The organism is Nonomuraea sp. LP-02 (genome assembly GCF_036289125.1).
Classification (GTDB): domain Bacteria; phylum Actinomycetota; class Actinomycetes; order Streptosporangiales; family Streptosporangiaceae; genus Nonomuraea; species Nonomuraea bangladeshensis.
The window spans coordinates 312,341-330,875 of the sequence record NZ_JAXCLK010000002.1 but is presented as its reverse complement, the minus strand read 5'-3'; the positions used below and the strand labels follow the sequence as shown (position 1 = coordinate 330,875).

The following is an 18,535-nucleotide window of genomic DNA, read 5'->3' as shown; positions in this document are numbered from 1 at the left end:
GGAGCCGGTTTCCTGGGCGTTGTCAGCAAAGCAATGCCCGGGCAGCGGCCATTCTCCGCTGATGCGGGGACCGTCCGGGCCGTTCCCGGGAAGCCGAGGGGATTCGAGGAGGGAGACGCGGATGCCGAACGGAGCTCAGGCCATGTTCAACGAGCTGCCCTTCCACCGCGCGCTCCAGCACCCGCCGCTGAGACAAATAGTGAAGGAGAGACCACCATGCGTGGAGCAGTTCTTTACGCCCCGGGCGACGTCCGCGTCGAGGACCGCCCGGACCCGCGGATCATCGAGCCGACTGACGCGATCATCCGCCTGAGCGCGACCTGCGTCTGCGGCTCGGACCTGTGGCCCTACCGCGGCGTGGAAAAGACCGACGGGCCGACGCCGATGGGCCACGAGTACGTCGGCGTCGTGGAGGAGGTCGGCAGCGAGGTCCGGACCCTCAGGCCGGGCCAGTTCGTGGTCGGCTCGTTCTGGGCCTCCGACAACACCTGCGAGATCTGCCGATCCGGCTACCAGTGCGCATGCGTGCAGCGGGTGCTGATGGGCACCATCGGCACCCAGTCGGAACTGGCGCGGATCCCGCTGGCCGACGGCACGCTGGTGGCGACGCCCGGCATGCCGGACCCCGGCCTGGTGCCCAGCCTGCTGGCCGCCTCCGACGTGCTGGGCACGGGCTGGTTCGCCGCCGTCGCCGCCGCGGCCGGGCCCGGCAAGACCGTCGCCGTCGTCGGTGACGGCGCCGTCGGCCTGTGCGGCGTACTGGCCGCCGGGCAGCTCGGCGCCGAACGCATCATCGCGATGAGCCGCCACGCCCCGCGGCAGGAGCTGGCCCGCTCCTTCGGCGCCACCGACATCGTCACCGAACGCGGCGACGAGGGCGTGGAGAAGATCAAGGAGCTGACGAACGGGCTCGGCGCGCACAGCGTCATCGAGGCGGTCGGCACCCAGGAGTCGATGCTGCAGGCCATCCGCTCCACCCGCCCTGGCGGCCACGTCGGCTTCGTCGGCGTCTCGCATGATGTCGCGCTGCCGGGCGACGAGCTGTTCTTCTCCCTGGTGCACCTGCACGGAGGCCCCGCACCGGTACGCCAGTACCTGCCACAGCTGATCGAGCTGATCTGCGACGGCACCATCGACCCCGGCAAGGTCTTCGACCTGACCCTGCCGCTGGAGCAGGCGGCCGAGGGCTACCGGGCGATGGACGAACGTCGCGCCATCAAGACCCTGCTCCGCCCCTGACCGCCCGCCGAGGAGAAACCACGCCATGAATCCCGTCTACGACTTCACGGGGCAGGTCGCCTTCGTCACCGGAGCCGGCTCCGGGATGGGGCTGGCCACGGCCCGCGCCTTCGCCGAGTCCGGGGCCGCCGTCGCCCTCACCGACGTCGACGCGCGGGCGCTGGACGCCGCGGCGAAGGACCTCGCCGGCGCCGGTCACCGGGTTCTGGCCCTCCACTGCGACGTCGGCGACGAGGAGCAGGTCGCCGCCGCCGTCGACCGGACCGTCGAGACTTTCGGCCGTCTCGACATGGCGTACAACAACGCCGGCATCCAGATCCCGCCCTGTGACGCCGCCGACGAGCCGGTCGAGGTGTTCGACCGGGTCAACGCCGTCAACCTGCGCGGCGTCTGGGCGAGCATGAAGCACGAGCTGCGGCACATGCGCGCCCGAGGCAGCGGCGCCATCGTCAACTGCTCCTCGCTCGGCGGGCTCGTCGGCCTCCCCGGCCGGGCCTCGTACCACGCCACCAAGCACGGCGTCATCGGACTCACCAAGAGCGCCGCCATCGAGTACGCGCCGCGCGGCATCCGCATCAACGCCGTCTGCCCCGGCACCATCGACACCCCCATGGTCAGCGACATGATCGCCAAGGGTGAGCTCGACCGTGCGGAAGCCGAAGCGAACCAGCCCATCAACCGGCTCGGCACCGCCGAGGAGATCGCCCAGGCCGTCCTGTGGCTGTGCAGCCCCGGAGCCGGGTTCGTGGTCGGCGTCGCCCTGCCCGTCGACGGCGGCTACGTCGCCCGCTGACCGCGCCCGCTCGTGCGGTCGAGAGCGGTCCGGGGTCGCTCCCCACGCGCGCAGCCTACAGCTGATCAACCGAAGACCCCTGGCCCGCCTGGAGGTAGGCGAGGACGGCCATGACGCGGCGGTTGTGGTCGTCGGAGGGCGGCAGGCCGAGTTTGGCGAAGATGTTGTTGGTGTGCTTGCCGATCGCCTTGTCCGTGACGCCGAAGCGGGCCGCGATCGCCAGGTTGGACAGGCCCTCCGCCATCAGGGCGAGGACCTCGCGCTCCCTGGCGGTGAGCTCGGCCAGGGGTTCGTCCCTCGACCGGCGGGTCAGGAGCTGTGAGATCACCTCCGCGTCCATGGCGGTGCCGCCGCCGGCGACCCTGCGTACCGACTCGACGAACTCCGCCACATCGCCGATGCGGTCCTTCAGGAGGTATCCGATGCCGCCCGACCGGTCCGAGAGGAGTTCGCGGGCGTAGAGCTGCTCGACGTACTGCGACAGGATCAGCACCGGGAGCCCCGGCCGGCGGCGCCGGGCCTCCAGGGCGGTGCGCAGGCCCTCGTCGGTGAAGGTGGGCGGGAGCCGTACGTCGATGACGGCCACGTCGGGGGTCCGCTCCACGAGAGCCGTCAGGAGCATGGGGCCGTTGTCCACCGCCTCGACGACCTCGAAGCCGTGCGCCGACAGGAGCCGGATCAGGCCGTCGCGGAGCAGGGCGAGATCCTCGGCGATCACAACGCGCACGGCAGCTCCATGGTGAGAATGGTCGGTCCGCCCGGCGGGCTCTGCACGGTCAGCGTGCCGTCGAAGGCGGACAGGCGTTCCGCGATCCCGCGCAGCCCGGTGCCCGCCGCCGGGTCCGCGCCGCCGTGCCCGTCGTCGCCGACGACCAGGCGGAGGCCGTGGCCGGTGTGGCGCAGGCGTACCCATGCACGGGTGGCCTGGCTGTGCTTGGTGACGTTGGACATGGCCTCGGCCGCGGCGAAGTAGAGCGCGGACTCGACCGGCGGCTCGGGGCGGCCGGTCAGGACGAGGTCCGTGGCGACCGGGACGGGGCAGAGGAGGGCGGCCGCTTCGATCGCGCCCGTCAGGCCGCGGTCGGCGAGCACGGGCGGGTGGATGCCGCGCACCAGATCGCGCAGGTCGGCGAGGGCCTGTCCGGCCGACTCCCAGGCCTCCTCGATCAGCTCGCGGGCCTGCGCAGGGTCGTCGGCGCTCCTGGCCAGGCCGAGGCTCATCCGTACGGCGATGAGCCTGGCCTGGGCGCCGTCGTGCAGGTCGCGCTCGATCCGGCGCAGTTCGGCGGCCCGCGCGTCGACGGCGGCGGCCCTGGAGGCGGTCAGCTCCCGTACCCGCTGGGCCAGCGAGCCATCCCTGCCGAGGAGCAGTTCGGCGAGCCTGGCCTCGGCCAGTCCCATGAGCGCGGCAACGACCAGGGCGAGTGCCGAGAGGGTGAGCAGCGCCAGGCTGAGCGTGAAGGCCACGCTCGGCCCGTTGACGGCGGGCCGCAGGGAGAGGATGACACCCAGGGTGTTCACCAGGGCGGCCACCGCCATCAGGAGGGCCGGGCCGACGACGGCGTTGATCACCAGCCAGGCCGGCACCCGCAGGCCGCCGGGCTCACGCGCGGGGACGGCCCGGCCCAGCGCCGCTCCCGCCCACGCTCGCTCCAGCGAGACGAGAGCCGCGCGGACGGCCGGCACCCAGACGAGGACCACAGCCACACCCGTGATCGCGTTCAGCGGCACCCCGGCCGCGGCGATCAACCCCCTCCTGACTCTGCTCACCCCGCCAGTCTGCCTGCCGATCATCGGTCACACGGTAGGCCCAGCCCTACCTTCGCGGGCGGGAAATCCCACCTCGGGTGCGGGGTGCAGGCGGATGGAGGGCGCCCGCACCCGCGGCGAGGCTGGAGCCCATGATCGAAGTCAACGACCTCACCGTCAGGTACGGCGAGACCACCGCGGTGGACGCGCTCACCTTCGCCGCGAAACCGGGCCAGGTGACCGGTTTCCTCGGACCCAACGGCGCCGGGAAGTCCACCACGATGCGAGCCGTCCTCGGCCTGGAAGCCCCGCAGGCCGGCACCGCCCTGGTCGCGGGGCGGCCCTACGCCTTGCTCAAGCGCCCGCTGCTGACGCTCGGGGCGCTGCTGGACGCCGGAGCCGTCCACGGTGGCCGTACCGCACGGGCGCACGTGGCGTGCGTGGCGCGCAGCAACGGCATCGGCCTGGGCCGGGTGGACGAGGTGATCGACCGGGTGGGGCTGACGTCCGCGGCTGGCAGGCGGATCGCGCGGTTCTCCCTGGGCATGAAGCAGCGGCTCGGGATCGCGGTGGCGCTGCTGGGCGACCCGGAGGCGCTGATGTTCGACGAACCGGTCAACGGACTGGACCCGGAGGGCGTGCGGTGGATCCGCGAGCTGATGCGCGCGCTGGCCGCGGAGGGCCGGACGGTGCTCGTCTCCAGCCACCTGATGGCCGAGATGGCCGTGACCGCCGACCACGTCGTGGTGGTGGGGCGCGGCCGCCTGATCGCCGACACGCCCATGGCGGCCCTCGCCGAGCGGCACCGGCGCGACGTGCTCGTCCACGCCGCCGACCCGGCGGCGCTGGCGACGGTTCTGCGGGCCAACGGGGGCGTCGTCCGGGCGGAGGACGGGCTGGCGGTGACCGGGCTCGAAGCCAGGCGCATCGGCGAGCTGGCCTTCGCCCACGGCATCGCGCTGTACGAGCTCACGCCGCGCGAGGCCTCCCTGGAGGAGGCGTTCATGGAGCTGACCGGCGACAGCAGGGAGTACGTGGCGCGATGAAGGACGCGATCGCGGCGGAGTGGCTGAAGTTCAGAACGCTCCGCTCCAACCTCTGCCTGCTGCTCTCCGCGCTGATCGCGGTGGGCCTCAGCGCGGGCGTGGCCTTCCTGGTCACGCGCGGTTTCGACGCCCAGCGGGGCGCGGAGCAGCGCCGCTTCGGCAGCCTGGGCGACGGGCTGGGCACCGGCTTGCCCTTCGCCCACCTCGTGATGGGCGCGCTCGGCGCGCTGTCCATCACCACCGAGTACGGCACGGGCCACATCAGCACGAGCCTGACGGCCGTCCCGGCCCGCCGCACCTTCCTCCTCGCGAAGATCCCGGTCCTGGTGGCCGTGAGCCTGGTCGCGGGGCAGGTGCTGGTCTTCGGCATGTACGCCGCCACCATGGCGGTCCTCGGCGCCAGAGCCGGCACGGTGCTGCTGGACGGCGAGACGCTCGGCGCCTCCCTGTCCGAGCCGGGCGTCCTCGCGGGGCTGCTGATCACCGGCGCCTCGATGCCGCTGGTCGCGCTCATGGGGCTGGGACTCGGCACGGCGATCCGTTCCACGGCGGGCACGCTGGTCACGCTGATGGTCCTGCTGCTGATCCTGCCGGTCGCCGCGCAGACCCTGCCGCGTCCGCTCGGCGACCAGATCGGCGCGCACCTCATCGGGGCGCTGCCCGGCCAGATCGCGGCCGACGGCCTGCTCACCCCGCTCGCCGCGGGCGCGTTGCTGGCCGCGTACACCGTGGCCGCCATGGCCGCCGCGGCGGTCGCCATCGCGCTGCGCGGGCACCGCCTCCGGCCGCTGCTCGCCGGTTCGGCCGCCACGATCCTCCTGGTGGGCGCCGCGCCCGTGTCCGCCGCCGCTGCTCCCGCGTCCACCCTGACGTGGAAGCCCTGCGACAAGCTGCTCTGCAGCGAGATCCGCGTCCCCGTCGACTGGGCCGAACCCCGGGGCCGTACGATCACGCTCCCCCTCGCGATGCTGCCCCACACCGGCAGGCGCCACCGCATCGGCGTGCTGTTCTCCATCCCCGGCGGGCCGGGCGGCTCCGGAGTGGAGGACCTGGAGCGGCGCGCGGGCAGCTTCGCCCAGATCCGGGACCGCTTCGACGTCGTCAGCCTCCTGCCGCGCAACGGCATCGAGCTGGGCGTCCTCGACCAGGACTGCCTCACCACCGGCCCGTGGATCACTCCGCCGGGCGACGAGCGCGAGTGGGCCGCGCTGGCCCGCTCGAACCGGGCCGCCGCCGAGCGCTGCCGCGCCGCCGACCCTGAGCTGTTCGGTCACCTCGACTCCGTCTCCTTCGCGCGCGACATCGAGGCGATCCGTTCGGCGATGGGCGAGCGGCAGTTCACCTTCATGGCGACCTCCTACGGCGGCGTTCCCGGGCTCGCCTACGCCGGGCTCTTCCCGAGCCGGGTACGAGCGATGTACCTGGATGGGACCGTCAACACGCTCCGGGACAAGAGCGAGGAGGACCGAGCGCGATACGCCCTCATGGAAGCGCAGTTCACCCGCTTCAGCCAATGGTGCGCGACCGACTCCGCCTGCGCCCTGCACGGACGTGACGTCGGCACGGTGTGGAACGACCTCCGCTCGGCGGCCGACCGCTCCCCCGTACCGGCCGAGAAGGGAGTCGCCTACAGCGGCTTCGACATCGCCGTGGCCGCCATGCCCGACCTCGTCACGCCCGGCACGGACCACGCACGGTGGAAGGAGCTGGCCCAGGCGATCAGGCGGGCAGAGAAGGGGGACGCCACCGGATTCTCCGACTACGTCAAGGCGGGAACGCTGGGCAGCCTGAAGCCACCCTCGTCCGTCGGGATGAACATGACCCATTGCCCGGACGGGATCGGCTATCGCGACTACGCGGAGTACCGCCGTCTGCGAGCCCTGGGCGACCGGATCGCACCGCACCTGTCCGGCACCGAGCTGTGGCACCCGCTGGGCTGCGTGGGCTGGCCCGAACCGGTACGCACTCCCACCGCTCCCCTTCCCGTGAACCAGTTGCCGCCGTTCGTCGGCGCGGGAACGTGGACCGACTACGCGGACACCGCCGACCTCGCCCTCCGGGTGCCGGGATCGGGCACGATCCGCTTCGAGGGGCACGGGCACGGGCTCTACCACACGGGCGACCCGTGCACGATCGCGCACGCCAACCGGTACTTCATCGACCTCCGCGTCCCGCCCACGAACACCGTCTGTGCCGGCGGCGATCAAACCGGCGCCGAAGGTCCTGACGTACGGGTGCCGCGCAGGTGAGGCATGCCGGCGACGAGGAGCAGACCCGGCGGGATCACCAGCACGAGCCCCGCCGCGGCCAGGAGGACGGCACCGCTGCCGGCCAGGTCCGTCAGCGGCCCCGTCAGGGCCTGGCCGAACGGCATGAGGCCGAACGTGCTGAGCCAGGCCAGCGAGGTGATCCGGCCGATCAGGTGGTCGGGCACCTCGCGGTACATCGCCACATCCCAGCACAACGCGTAGGTCTCGACGCCGAACCCGGCCACGAGGTAGCAGCAGAACAGGATCCACATCGAAGGGGCGTACAACAGGCCGAGCGGGACGAGGGCATACAACGCCATCGCGCACATGGCCACGACTCCCGGGCGTCGTGGCCGCCAGGCCATCATCGTGACGCTGCTGATCAGCCCGTCGGCGCCGTAGCAGGCCAGGGCCGTGCCGTACGCCGTGTAGGAGCCGAACGTGTCCCGGCTCAGCACGGGCAGCAGCACCTGGCTGGGCGCGATCACGAACATGAGGCTGATCGGGGAGAACAGCAGGAGCGCCGTCAGCCACGGCCGCCGCCCGGCGTCGGCGAACCCCGCCATCGCCTCCCTGAGCAGGGAACGGCGGGCCGCCGGCGTCCACGACGGCTCGGCGAGCCGCCGGAAGGCGAACGCGCTCGCCGCGAACACCAGCGCCGCCAGCACGAAGGGAAAGGCCATGCTCCCACCGGCGAGCAGCGTGCCGGCCACCGGACCGGCGACGACCCCGAGCCGGGTGCAGATGTTGACCAGGGCCCGGCCGGAGACCCGCTGGTCCTCCCCCAGCACACCCGCCAGGACGGCGTTGAGCGCGGGCCGGATGAACGCCTCCGCCGCGCCGAGCACGAACATGACGGCGGCCAGCGAGAGGCTCCCGGTCACCAGCAGGGGGACACCCGCCGTGATCGCGTCGACCACGAGCATGACGGTCAGGATCCGCCGCCGGGGCAGCCGATCCGACCAGACTCCCCCGAGCAGGAGCAGGCACAACGACGCGACGCCCTTGGCGGCGAGCACGACGCCGACCGTGGCCGCATCGCCTCCGGCACCGAGCACCGAAACGGTGACGGCCACCACCAGGACCTGCTCGCCCAGCACGAACCCGAGCTGCGCCAGCGCGATCAGCCGGAAGGCAGGACTGCGCAGTGCCGTCAGATCGACGCTCGGCGGTACGAATCGCACGACCGGCCTCCCGGGTGGCAGCCTCTGATCGCCCTCAGCGGCGTACTTGGCCAGGGTTCCACCGGTCCAGACCGCCTCGTCGTCCGGATGCGCATGCACGCCGCAAAGCAGCGGCCGTTGCCGCAGGCCTTCCCAGCCGAGCGCGGCTCAGACGGGCTGGCCGACCGGCCGGATGGTCAGGGTGTTGAGGTCGACGCCGGCCGGCTGGCCGAGGGCGAAGCAGATGGCCTCGGCGACGGGCTCGGGGGACAGGGCGAACGGCGGGACGCCGCCCTGCCAGAAGGCCGTGTCGGTCATGCCGGGGTTGATGAGGGTGACCCCGATGCCGCGGCTGGTGGCGTACATCCGCAGGTTCTCGGCCATGCCGGTGACGGCCCACTTGGTGGCGGAGTAGAGGTTGGCGGGGCTGTTCTTCAGTCCGGCGACGCTGCCGATGAGCACCAGCCGCCCGCCCGTGGTCTCGAGATGGGGCAGGGCGGCGTTGGCCAGCAGGGCGGGGCCGAGGACGTTGGTGAGGACCATGGGCGCCCACAGCTCCGGGTCGCCGTCGGCGATGGTGCGCGGGTGGTCGGCGGGGATGAAGCCGGCGTTGGCCACCGCGGCGTGCAGGGCGCCGAAGTGTGCCACGGTGCGGGTCACGGCGGCTTGGGTGGCAGGCCAGTCGGCGGCGTCGGCGATGATGCCGAGCAGCCGGTCGGGGTGGCCGGCCTCGTCGAGGAAGGACTTGAGTTTGGTCTCGTCGCGGCCGGTGACGGCCACGCGGTGGCCGCGGTCGAGGAGCAACCGTGCGGTGTGGGCGCCGATGCCGCTGGTCGCGCCGGTGATCAGTACGGTCTTGCCGGTCATGGTCATGCTCCCGGGTGTTGGCGGTCCTGTTGATCCCAGGAAACCCGCCTGGCCGCGTACGAGGCAGAGCGCGTTCATAGGGGGGACAAGCTCAACCCCTCTGCCACCGCCACTTGCGCGAACCCTGCCGTTACCGTGGACGGCATGGACGACCGGCCCGACAACCGCGCCCAGATCCGGGATTTCCTCGCCACCCGGCGCGCGAAGCTGACCCCAGAGCAGGTCGGGCTGCCCACCAGCGGCCGGCGCCGGGTCCCCGGGCTGCGCCGCGAGGAAGTCGCGGTGCTGGCCGGTGTGAGCACCGAGTGGTACACCCGGCTGGAGAAGGGCCACATCAGCGGCGTGTCGGAAGAGGTGCTCGACGCGGTGGCCCAGGCCCTGCGCCTGGACCAGGACGAACGCACCTATCTGTTCGATCTGGCCCACGCCGCCCGCCGCGCGCCTTCGCGCCGCAAGGACGTCCAGGTCCCGCCGCCGGTCCAGTGGATGCTGGACTCCATGACGATGTCGGCGGCGTTCGTACGCAACGGCCGCCAGGACATCGTCACCTGCAATGCGCTGGCCCGCGCCCTGCTCGCGCCGGTCTTCGACAGCCCTGTCACCACGCGGTACGGCCGCGCCAACATCGCCCGCTACGTCTTCCTCGACCCGGGCTCGCAGCAGTTCTTCGTCGACTGGGACGAGGCCGCCGTCGTCAGCGCCGCGCTGCTGCGCGCCGAGGCCGGACGCGAGCCCCACGACCGGGCCCTGCGCGACCTCGTCGGTGAGCTGTCCACGCTCAGCACCGAGTTCCGCGGCCAGTGGGCCGTCCACGGCGTGCGGATCCGCCATGAGGGCAGCAAGCAGCTGTGGCATCCGCAGGTCGGCGACCTGAAGCTGACCTACCGGTCCCTCGACCTGCCCGTGTCCGGCCGGACGGTGTACGGCCTCACCATCTACACCGCCGAACCGGGCAGCACCTCCGAAGAGCGGCTCAAGCTCCTGGCCAGCCTGGCAGCCACCCAGCCGGCACTCGGGGGACAGCGGGCTCGCGGCCGGGGCTGAGGAGGAGGATCCTCTGGATCTCCGACTTATGATCATGCGCATATGAGCGACATCACCGAACCCCCGATCGCCCGGGTGGACGTCGTGCGCGAGACCCTCCACGGCATCACGCTCGAGGATCCCTACCGGTGGATGGAAACCCGAGGCGAGGAGTTCCACCACTGGCTGGACGGCCAGGCCAGGCACGCCCGCGAGCACCTGGACGCCCTGCCGCACCGCGCCGGCCTGCTGACCCGGATCCGCGAACTGGGCAGCGCGCTCACGCGGTACTTCGGCCTCGCGATGGCAGCCGACCGGGTCTTCGCCCTGGTACGCGAGCCGGACGCGCGCGTGCCGGTGCTGACGGTGACCGAGGCCGGCGGAGCGAGCAGGCTCCTGTTCGACCCCGGCACGCTGCCCGGCGACGGCCACCACGCCATCGACTGGTACGTGCCCTCCCCCGACGGCCGTCACGTCGCCTGCGCCGTCTCCGCCTCCGGGTCCGAGGACAGCTCCCTCCACGTGATCGACGCCGACTCCGGAGCCCTGCGGGAGACGATCCCGCCCACGACGCGTTTCGCCTTCCTGAGCTGGCTGGAGGACAGCCGCTCGTTCGTCTATCACCGCTACGCGGAGCGGCACCGCCTGGACAGCCGCTCCTTCCTGCACCACCTGGGCGCCGACCCGGCGCAGGACACGGTGGTGCTGGCCCGCGGCCTCAACCCCCACGTCGAGCTGACCCCGCAGGACCGGCCCTTCCTGGTGGTGCCGCCGCACGGCGTGTGGATGCTGGCGATCATCTCCCACGGCGCGCTCAGCCCCTGGCCCTGGACCGGCGACCAGCTGAGCGACTGCACGCTGTACGTGGCGCCGCGGACCGGGCTGTCCGACCCGGCCGCCTGCCCGTGGCGGAAGGTCGCGGGCGCAGCGGACGGCGTGACCGCCTTCGCCACCAGCCACGACACCCTCTACCTGGTCTCCCACCGGGACGCGCCGCGCTCCCGCGTGCTGGCCGTTCCGCTTGCCGCACCAGATCTGTCCCGAGCCCAGGTGGTCGTGCCCGCGGGTGAGCGGGTGGTGGAGACGGTGCGGGTGGTGGGCGACCGGCTGCTGGTGCGCGATCTCGACGGTGGCGTCAGCCGGGTACGGCATGCGCCCCTGTCCGGTGGCGAGCCCGCCGACCTCCCGATGCCGGCGGACGGCGCCGTCCTGGAGTGGACCACCCACCCCGAGCGGCCCGAAGCCCTGCTGCTGATGGCCGGCTGGACCGACGCGCCACGGCTCTACCGCTACGACGGCCAGTCCCTCCAGGACACCGGGCTGGCGCCCCGATCGCCGGTGGACTTCGGCGACGTGCACGCCCGTACCCTGCACGTGCCCGCGAGGGACGGGACGCCGATCCCGCTCACGGTCATCCATCACAAGGACCTGGAGCTGGACGGCGACAACCCGGCCGTGCTCACCGGCTACGGCTCCTCCGGGATGACCGACCTGCCGGAGTTCCAGCCCGAGATGCTCGCCTGGTACGAGCTCGGCGGCGTCTACGCCGTCGCGCACCTGCGCGGCGGCGGCGCCTACGGCCGCGCATGGCACGAGGCCGGGCGCGGCGAGCGCAAGGAGGCCACCATCACGGACTTCATCGACTGCGCCGAGCATCTCATCGCCCTCGGCTACACCCGCCCGGGGCGGCTGGCCGGCAAGGGCGTCAGCGCCGGCGGCATCCCCACCGGCGGCGCGCTGGTGCGCCGCCCCGATCTGTGGGCGGCCATGGCGATCCAGGTGCCGACGGTGAACGCCACGCGCAACGAGTTCGGCGAGAGCGGGCCGATCAACGTGCCGGAGTTCGGCAGCGTCACGACTGAGGAGGGCCTGCGTGCCCTGCTGATCATCGACGCCTACCTGCGGGTTCGGGACGGCGTGCCGTACCCGGCGGTGCTGCTGACCACCGGCCTGCGCGACTCGCGGGTGCCGCCGTGGCAGCCGGCGAAACTGGCCGCCCGCCTGCGGGCGAGCACGGCCTCCGGCCGGCCGGTGCTGCTGCGCGTCGAGGAGCACGGCGGCCACGGCGCCGGCTCGACCAGAGACCAGGAGCAGGCACTGCTCGCCGATGTGCTGGCCTTCATCCTGCACGCGTCCGACTAGAAATCGCCAAGGTAAAGGCGGCTCAGGCGAGGCTTTCGAGCGCGGCGGCGGCGCGGCCGCGTTCGTCCTCGTCGCCGGTCTCGGTGGCGATCTCCAGCGCCAGCCGGTGCCGCTGCGCCGCCTCGGCGTCACGGCCCATGGTGTGCAGCGTCTCACCGATGGCGTTGAGGACACTGGCCTCGCCGTACCGGTGCCTGGTCGAGCGGAAGATCTCCAGGGCCTGCTCCAGGTGGCACAGGGACTCGTCGAATTTGGTCTGGCGGCACAGGGCGGTGCCGAGGTTGCTCAGGGCGGTCGCTTCCCCGTCACGGTGTTCGAGCTCGCGGAACAGGCTCAGGGCCTCGCGCAGTTTCGCGACGGCGAACGTGTCCTCGCCCAGCGAGGTGTAGATCTGGCCGAGGTTGCACAGGGCGATGGCCTGTCCGGAACGTTCGCCGAGCGTGGCGAAGATGTCGTGCGCGGCCAGGAGGTGCTGTGCCGCCCCGGTGAGCTCGCCGATCGACTCTTCGAGGTTGCCGAGGTTGGTGAGCGCCGCCGCCTGGCCGAAGGGGTCGTCGATGTCGCGGTAGAGCGTGACGGCCTCGCTGTGCCGGGCGGCGGAGGAGGCGAACTCGCCGAGGCGTTCTTCGATGATGCCCAGGTTGGACAGGGCGCGGGCCTGGCCGTGGCGGTTGCCGGTGCGCCGGCACAGCTCCAGTGCCTGGCTGAGTTCTTCGACGGCCGGGGCGTACCGGCCGAGCAGCCGCAGGACGACTCCGGCGTTGGTGCGCAGGTGCGCCTCGCCCTGCGGGTCTGCCATCTGCCGGGCGGCGTCGATGGCGCAGGCGTAGATGGACAGGGCTTCGGTGCCGTGGCCCGCTTCCAGGTAGCGGTGCAGGGCGGCGGCGAGGGTGACGGCCCGTTCCGGCCGTCCGTTTCGGACCGCGAACTGGCAGATCGTGCCGAACGAGGCCAGTTCGCTGTCCAGCCAGGACAGTGCGGCGTCCGGTGAGAGGGTGACGCCGCTGGGCTTGAGTGTGAGCCCGGCGTGCCGTCTGCTTCCGCTCCAGCCGGGGTAGAGGGCGTCGCCGGCTTCGACGGCGGTCTCGCAGTAGTGGTCCAGCAGTCTGTCGGTGGCGGCCTGCCGTTCGGCCTCGCCGTCGGTGGCTAGGCTCAGCTCGGCGGCGTACGCGCGCAGCAGGTCGTGGAATCCGTAGCGTCCGAGGGCGTCGCATCGCAGCAGGTGTGCCGAGGTGAGGCGGTGCAGGAGCCGGGCCGCGACGAACTCGTCGAGGTCGGCGAGCGCCGCGACGCAGGCCGGTGTGGAGTGGGGTGCGGGGTTCAGGCTCAGCAGCCGGAACAGGCGTTGCGTCTCGGCGTCGAGCAGCCGGTAGGAGCAGCCGAAGACGTGCCGGATGGCCGCCGCGCCGCCCCAGTCGAGCAGGTCGAGTGGTCCGGCGCGGTGCAGGCGGGTGACCACGCCGGCGAGCGGCAGGTGGGCCTGTGCTGCGGCGTACTCGGCGGCCAGGCGCAGTGCCAGCGGCAGACGGGCGCAGATGGTGGCGAGCGAGTCGACGCTGCCGGGGTCGGTGCCCGCCCGTTCGCCGAGCAGGCGGCGGAGCAGGTGGGCGGCGTCGGTGTGGGGCAGCAGGTCCAGTTCGATGCGGTGTGCGCCGTGCAGGGCGGCCAGGGTGGCCAGTCTGTCGCGGCTGGTGATCAGGATGAGGGGGTCGTGGGTGCCGGGCAGCAGCGGTCGTACCTGGTCGGCCGTGGCCGCGTTGTCCAGCAGGACGAGCAGCCTGCGGCCGTCGGTCTCGGTGCGCCAGCGCGCGGCTCGTGAGTGGGCGTCGGCTGGGATGTCGTGGTCGGGCACGCCGACGGCGGTCAGGAGGCGGCCGAGGGCTTCGTGCGGGGACAGCGCGTGTTGGGCGTCGTCGCCGCGCAGGTCGAGGTGGATGCGTCCGTCGGGGAACAGTTCGCGGTTGCGGTGGGCCCAGTGGACGGCGAGCGCGGTCTTGCCGACGCCCGCGGTGCCGCAGATGAGGGCGATCGCTGGTGGGCGGCGGGTGTGGGCGGTGTCGAGCCGGGCGAGTTCGTCGGTGCGTCCGGTGAAGTCCGGCACCGGCGCCGGGAGTTGGCGCGGGATCGCCGGCGCGTCGCGGCTTTCCTGCTCCTCGAGCAGTTGCCGGTGTGCCTGGCGGAGTTCGCCGCTCGGTTCGACGCCCAGTTCGTCGGCGAGGGCGCGGCAGGTGGCTTCGTAGTGTTCGAAGGCGATCGCTCGCTGGCCCGTCGCCTGGTAGGCGCGGATCAGGGTGGCCTGTACGGCTTCGTCGAGCGGGTTCGCCGCGCCCTGTACGGCCAGCGCGGCGATGATCTCAGCGGCGTTGCCGGCGCGCAGCATCAGGTCCCAGTAGGACAGTTGGGCGCGGCGGCGCTCGGTCTTGAGGCCCCACACTTTGGGGTGGCCTTCGAGGGCCGGCAGGTCGCACAGGGGGTCGTCGTCCTCCCACAGCCGCAGGGCCTCGCGGAAGAGCGCGGCGGCTCGTGCCGGGTCGCCGCAGTTCTCTGCCTGCTGGGCGGCTGCCACCGTACGCCGGAAGCGCAGCAGGTCGAGGGCGTCCTCCGGCAGGCGCAGCAGGTAGCCGTCGCCGACGGTGGAGAGGACGCCGTCCTGGCCGCGCGGGCTGTGGCGGGGGTCGAGCAGGCGGCGCAGGTGTTTGGTGTGGGTGTGGAGCACGTTGACCGCGCTTGAGGGCGGCCGTTCGCCCCACAGCGACTCGATCAGCTCCCGGCGGGTGGTCAGCCGTCCGGCGTTGAGCGCCAGGACCCCCAGCATCAGGCGGCGGGCGGGCGGCCCGGCGTCGACCTCGCGATCATCGTGCCACACCCGAAGGCGGCCGAGCACTTGGACGACCAGCACCGCCACAGTGTTCAGCAAACACCCAGAGCCTGTCCAGAGGCCGGGGTTCTCCTTCGCCTGACGTCTCTTTTTACGAGGGGAGTAACCCGTGGTCAGATGGAAAGCGGGGACGGCAAGTGAAAGCCGGCGCGTCGAAGACCTCCAAGGCCGAGGCCGGGATCGCCGCCGACATCTGCGGCGGGAGCCCCACCCTGAGCCGGACGGCGAACTGCGTGTGCTTCGTCTACGCAGAGCCGGAATGCCTGGCCAGCTGCACGGTGTCCAGCAGCGGGCTGGTCGGCGGGTCCGCGCTTCCTGGCCGCACCCATTCGCTGGTTCGCCAACGCGGCGTGGGTCAACCCGACGACGATCCCCTCGATCACGGCGCCGGCGGTGCATCGCTGCGACGACGCGCTGCCCGGGTATCCGATGGGCTGCGTCTACGACTCCGTCCGTCCGGTGCACGACGTGCTGTCGTCGCGCTATCCGTCGTACGCCCGCCACCTCCAGCTCGCCATCAACCATTTCAGGATGCCGAGCATCCTGACCAGGACCCAGAACCAGACCCTGATGGACAACAACTACAACACGGCCTGCCCGCCGGGGCACCCCAAACCCACGGCTCCGGGGACCTGGTCGTGTGACGAGTACCCGTTCAAGTCCACCTACAACGGCGCGTACTCCCAGCCCTACGGCCGCACCATCCTCATCATCAACTGGAACACCGGGGCCGGGTTCAGCTGCAACGCGAACTGGCTGCCCGTTCGCGCCCCCAACGACTCCGGCGGCTACAGCGCCTGCATGATCCCCTTGGCGGAGAACACTCTCGGCGGCGCCGACCTGGGCGCCTTCTACTACAAGTCCCGCGTGCTGGACGGGGACCAGTTCCAGGTCCGCGTCATCTGACCGCGTGGGGCGCGTGTTGCCAGGCGAACCACAGCATTTACATAAACTGTGAATATAAAAATGTTATGCTTCGAGCGTGAGTCGTCAAGACACCGCTCCTGGCGCGGCCGCCGCCATCGGGGCAGCCCTCTACGGCCTGGCCACCAGGGCCGTGAGACGCCTGCCCCGTGACATGAGCCTGACGTCCGCCGCCACCCTGGCCACCCTGGACCGGACCGGCCCGCGGCGCATCACCGACCTGGCCGCGGTCGAGGGCGTCACCCAGCCCGCGATGACCGCCCTGGTGCGGGTGATGGAGGAGTCCGGCCTGGTCGAGCGGCGGGGCGACGCGTCCGACAAGCGGGTCACGCTGGTGTGCCTGACCGAGGCCGGCGCCTCCTATGTCCGGAAGCGGCGCCAGGCGGGCGTCCACGCGTTCGAGCGGTTGATCGGCGAGCTCACCGGCGACGAGGTCGAGGCGCTGGTGGCGGCCCTTCCGGCGCTGAAGCATCTGGCAGAGCTCGAAAGCCAGGACCGCGAAGGGCCGAAGCAGTGATGACTGGGCAGCCGGCCGCGGGGTCGCGGTGAAGGCATTCCCGGTGGCGCGTACCGAGGCGCGGCTGCTCGTCCCCGCCCTGATGTTCATCGCTCTGGTCGTGGCGGCGGTCGCCAGCCTCGGGACGCCGCTCATCACCAGCGTGGCGACCTCGTTCCGCGTCTCGCTCGGCAGCGCGCAGTGGACGCTGACCGTCGCGCTGCTCAGCGGCGCCGTCGCCACGCCGGTCCTGGGCCGGCTCGGGGCCGGCCCGCACCGGCGGGCCGCGATCCTCGCCACGCTGACGGTCGTCGTCGCCGGCAGCGCGCTCACCGTGCTGCCGCTGCCGTTCGCGTGGCTGCTGGCCGGCAGGGCGGCTCAGGGCGTCGGGCTCGGGCTGACGGCGCTGATGATGGGCGTGGCCCGGGACCACCTGCCCGAGGAGCGCAGCGCGTCCGTGATCGCCCTGATCTCGGTGGTGTCGATCATCGGGGCCGGCGTCGGCTACCCGCTGGCCGCACTGCTCGCCGAGCTCGGCGGGGTACGGGCCGCCTACGGCTTCGGCCTGGTCGTCACCGCCGCCGCCCTCCTGACCGCGTGGCGCTCCATGCCCGAAGCCCCCGAAGGCCGCTCCGCCCACGTGGACGTGGCAGGCGCGGTCGTCCTGGCCGCCGCGCTGCTCCTGGTGCTGTTCCTCGCCGGCGAACGGAGTCTGTGGAGCCGGCACCTCGCCGTGGCGGCGGGCCTCGCCGTGGTCGCGGTGGTGCTGCTCTGCGTCTGGGCCGTCATCGAGCTGCGCAGCACGACGCCCCTGGTCGATGTGCGGGCGGTGCGGCACCCGGCGGTCGCCGGGGCGAACCTCGCCATGTTCGTCGGCGGGATCGGCATGTACCTCCTGCTCACGCTCATCACCCGGTACGCGCAGACGCCGCACGGCGCCGGCTACGGCTTCGGGCTGACGACCTTCGTCGCCGGGCTGGTCCTCATCCCGTTCTCGGTGCTGGGGTTCGTCGCCGGCAAGCTCACGCCGCGGGTCCGGACGCGGATCGCCGACCCCCTGCTCCTGGCCGGCAGCGCCGTCGTGGTCGGGGGCGGGTTCGCCCTGTTCGCGGCGGCCCGGTCGGACCTGGCCGAACTGTTCGTGGCGATGGGCGTGCTCGGCTTCGGCGTCGGCGGCTTCTCGGCCGCGATGCCCGGGGTCATCCTGGCCGTCACCCCCAAGAGCGAGACGTCGAGCGCCATGAGCTTCAACTACGTCGTCCGCAGCGTCGGATACTCCCTGGGCAGCGCCGTCGGCGGCCTGATCCTCGCCGCGGGCACCGGCCCCGGCCACCTCTTCCCCGAGGACAGCGCCTACACCACCGCGGCGCTGATCGGCATCGGCGCCATGGCGATCACGACACTGACAAGCCTCGCTCTCGCCCGCCGACGCCCGTCCGAGACCAACCCGTAGCCAGATGCACTCATCCCGAGACTAGGACGCCGATGCCCAGGCCCGCCCGAAGGCCCATGCTTTGCGCTATGAAAGCGCCCAGGTAGCCGACGGCGGCCAGCGCGAACCAGGCGGGGTGGTCCAGGGCGGCGCGCAGCGACAAGGTGGCGGTCGCCTCCAGGGCGATCGCCGCCACCAGCGGCAGCCACTTGTTCATGAGTTCTCTCTCAGCACTTCGCGGGCCACGGCGAGGAGTTGCGCGCGGTCGCGGTAAGAGATCGGAAAAACGCCGGTGGCCGCGGCGGTCCAGTAGCCGTCGGTCATGAGCCGGGCTGCGGTCAGGCGGCCGTGTTCGGCGGCGGGAAGGTCGTGCGCTGAGCACCGAGCTGGAGGTGCGTACTCCCATCGGCCGGGGGCCCGGACGCGCCTGGCGGGCTGGTCCGGGGGAAGGCGAGGCGACGGTGGCCGCTGTCAAGCCGACCCGGGTCGGCTACGCCCGCTGCCGCACCGCGCGGCAGGAGTTGGACAGCCGAC

At 72.3% G+C, this 18,535-nt stretch carries 15 protein-coding genes; 9 read left to right on the top strand and 6 right to left on the bottom strand.

Features of this window, described 5'->3' with window-relative positions; genetic code table 11:
- Positions 1 to 216: 216 nt before the first annotated feature.
- Positions 217 to 1,239 carry a zinc-dependent alcohol dehydrogenase family protein gene (locus SMD20_RS44795; protein ID WP_329593458.1) on the top strand — a complete coding sequence of 341 codons (1,023 nt, stop codon included), beginning with the start codon at positions 217 to 219 and terminating at the stop codon, positions 1,237 to 1,239.
- Positions 1,240 to 1,264: 25 nt separating this feature from the next.
- Positions 1,265 to 2,032: an SDR family NAD(P)-dependent oxidoreductase gene (locus SMD20_RS44790; RefSeq protein ID WP_329593455.1), complete on the top strand. Its 768-nt coding sequence runs from the start codon at positions 1,265 to 1,267 to the stop codon at positions 2,030 to 2,032.
- Positions 2,033 to 2,087: 55 nt separating this feature from the next.
- Here the strand turns inward: SMD20_RS44790 and SMD20_RS44785 are convergent, their stop codons facing one another.
- Together SMD20_RS44785 and SMD20_RS44780 are read right to left on the bottom strand one after the other, a co-directional pair.
- Entirely contained in the window at positions 2,088 to 2,759 is a 672-nt protein-coding gene (locus SMD20_RS44785) for a response regulator transcription factor (RefSeq protein ID WP_329593452.1), read from the bottom strand.
- A complete protein-coding gene (locus tag SMD20_RS44780; protein ID WP_329593450.1) occupies positions 2,747 to 3,802 on the bottom strand; it encodes a sensor histidine kinase in 1,056 nt (351 codons plus the stop codon). The genes SMD20_RS44785 and SMD20_RS44780 overlap by 13 nt, the downstream gene beginning before the upstream one ends.
- A 131-nt stretch (positions 3,803 to 3,933) precedes the next feature.
- On the opposite strand from SMD20_RS44780, the gene SMD20_RS44775 reads away from it, so the two are divergent.
- Positions 3,934 to 4,827 (top strand): ABC transporter ATP-binding protein, encoded by an 894-nt coding sequence (locus SMD20_RS44775; protein ID WP_329593448.1) that lies wholly within the window; start codon positions 3,934 to 3,936, stop codon positions 4,825 to 4,827.
- On the top strand, positions 4,824 to 7,076 hold the full coding sequence (locus SMD20_RS44770; RefSeq protein ID WP_329593446.1) for an alpha/beta fold hydrolase: 2,253 nt from the start codon (positions 4,824 to 4,826) through the stop codon (positions 7,074 to 7,076). Before SMD20_RS44775 ends, SMD20_RS44770 begins: the two co-directional genes overlap by 4 nt.
- On the opposite strand, the gene SMD20_RS44765 is transcribed toward SMD20_RS44770, so the two are convergent.
- A complete protein-coding gene (locus tag SMD20_RS44765; protein WP_329593444.1) occupies positions 7,031 to 8,260 on the bottom strand; it encodes an MFS transporter in 1,230 nt (409 codons plus the stop codon). The genes SMD20_RS44770 and SMD20_RS44765 overlap by 46 nt on opposite strands.
- 147 nt (positions 8,261 to 8,407) lie before the next feature.
- Complete coding sequence (locus SMD20_RS44760; RefSeq protein WP_329593442.1) at positions 8,408 to 9,106, bottom strand: SDR family oxidoreductase; 699 nt, start codon at positions 9,104 to 9,106, stop codon at positions 8,408 to 8,410.
- 144 nt (positions 9,107 to 9,250) lie between these two features.
- Between SMD20_RS44760 and SMD20_RS44755 the strand changes: the two genes are divergently transcribed.
- The gene (locus tag SMD20_RS44755) at positions 9,251 to 10,150 is read left to right on the top strand and encodes a helix-turn-helix transcriptional regulator (protein WP_329593440.1); all 900 of its coding nucleotides are present in this window, start codon (positions 9,251 to 9,253) and stop codon (positions 10,148 to 10,150) included.
- A gap of 42 nt (positions 10,151 to 10,192) precedes the next feature.
- Positions 10,193 to 12,271: a prolyl oligopeptidase family serine peptidase gene (locus SMD20_RS44750; RefSeq protein ID WP_329593438.1), complete on the top strand. Its 2,079-nt coding sequence runs from the start codon at positions 10,193 to 10,195 to the stop codon at positions 12,269 to 12,271.
- Between the two features lie 22 nt (positions 12,272 to 12,293).
- On the opposite strand, the gene SMD20_RS44745 is transcribed toward SMD20_RS44750, so the two are convergent.
- On the bottom strand, positions 12,294 to 15,188 hold the full coding sequence (locus tag SMD20_RS44745) for an AfsR/SARP family transcriptional regulator (RefSeq protein ID WP_329593436.1): 2,895 nt from the start codon (positions 15,186 to 15,188) through the stop codon (positions 12,294 to 12,296).
- A 354-nt stretch (positions 15,189 to 15,542) separates the two neighbouring features.
- On the opposite strand from SMD20_RS44745, the gene SMD20_RS44740 reads away from it, so the two are divergent.
- The 3 genes from SMD20_RS44740 to SMD20_RS44730 all read left to right on the top strand — a co-directional run bounded on the left by SMD20_RS44740 (position 15,543) and on the right by SMD20_RS44730 (position 18,022).
- Positions 15,543 to 16,055, top strand: coding sequence for a hypothetical protein (locus SMD20_RS44740; protein ID WP_329593434.1), 513 nt, complete (start codon positions 15,543 to 15,545; stop codon positions 16,053 to 16,055).
- A 76-nt stretch (positions 16,056 to 16,131) separates the two neighbouring features.
- Complete coding sequence (locus SMD20_RS44735) at positions 16,132 to 16,590, top strand: MarR family winged helix-turn-helix transcriptional regulator (protein ID WP_329593432.1); 459 nt, start codon at positions 16,132 to 16,134, stop codon at positions 16,588 to 16,590.
- 28 nt (positions 16,591 to 16,618) lie between these two features.
- Complete coding sequence (locus tag SMD20_RS44730; RefSeq protein WP_329593431.1) at positions 16,619 to 18,022, top strand: MFS transporter; 1,404 nt, start codon at positions 16,619 to 16,621, stop codon at positions 18,020 to 18,022.
- A 10-nt stretch (positions 18,023 to 18,032) separates the two neighbouring features.
- On the opposite strand, the gene SMD20_RS44725 is transcribed toward SMD20_RS44730, so the two are convergent.
- A complete protein-coding gene (locus SMD20_RS44725) occupies positions 18,033 to 18,218 on the bottom strand; it encodes a hypothetical protein (RefSeq protein WP_329593429.1) in 186 nt (61 codons plus the stop codon).
- Positions 18,219 to 18,535 lie beyond the last annotated feature (317 nt).

Coding starts and splice junctions, on each gene's coding strand:
- SMD20_RS44755 (WP_329593440.1), top strand. CDS start 9,251: ATGGACGACCGGCCCGACAACCGCGCCCAGATCCGGGATTTCCTCGCC.
- SMD20_RS44725 (WP_329593429.1), bottom strand. CDS start 18,218: ATGAACAAGTGGCTGCCGCTGGTGGCGGCGATCGCCCTGGAGGCGACC.
- SMD20_RS44790 (WP_329593455.1), top strand. CDS start 1,265: ATGAATCCCGTCTACGACTTCACGGGGCAGGTCGCCTTCGTCACCGGA.
- SMD20_RS44750 (WP_329593438.1), top strand. CDS start 10,193: ATGAGCGACATCACCGAACCCCCGATCGCCCGGGTGGACGTCGTGCGC.
- SMD20_RS44770 (WP_329593446.1), top strand. CDS start 4,824: ATGAAGGACGCGATCGCGGCGGAGTGGCTGAAGTTCAGAACGCTCCGC.
- SMD20_RS44795 (WP_329593458.1), top strand. CDS start 217: ATGCGTGGAGCAGTTCTTTACGCCCCGGGCGACGTCCGCGTCGAGGAC.
- SMD20_RS44775 (WP_329593448.1), top strand. CDS start 3,934: ATGATCGAAGTCAACGACCTCACCGTCAGGTACGGCGAGACCACCGCG.
- SMD20_RS44760 (WP_329593442.1), bottom strand. CDS start 9,106: ATGACCGGCAAGACCGTACTGATCACCGGCGCGACCAGCGGCATCGGC.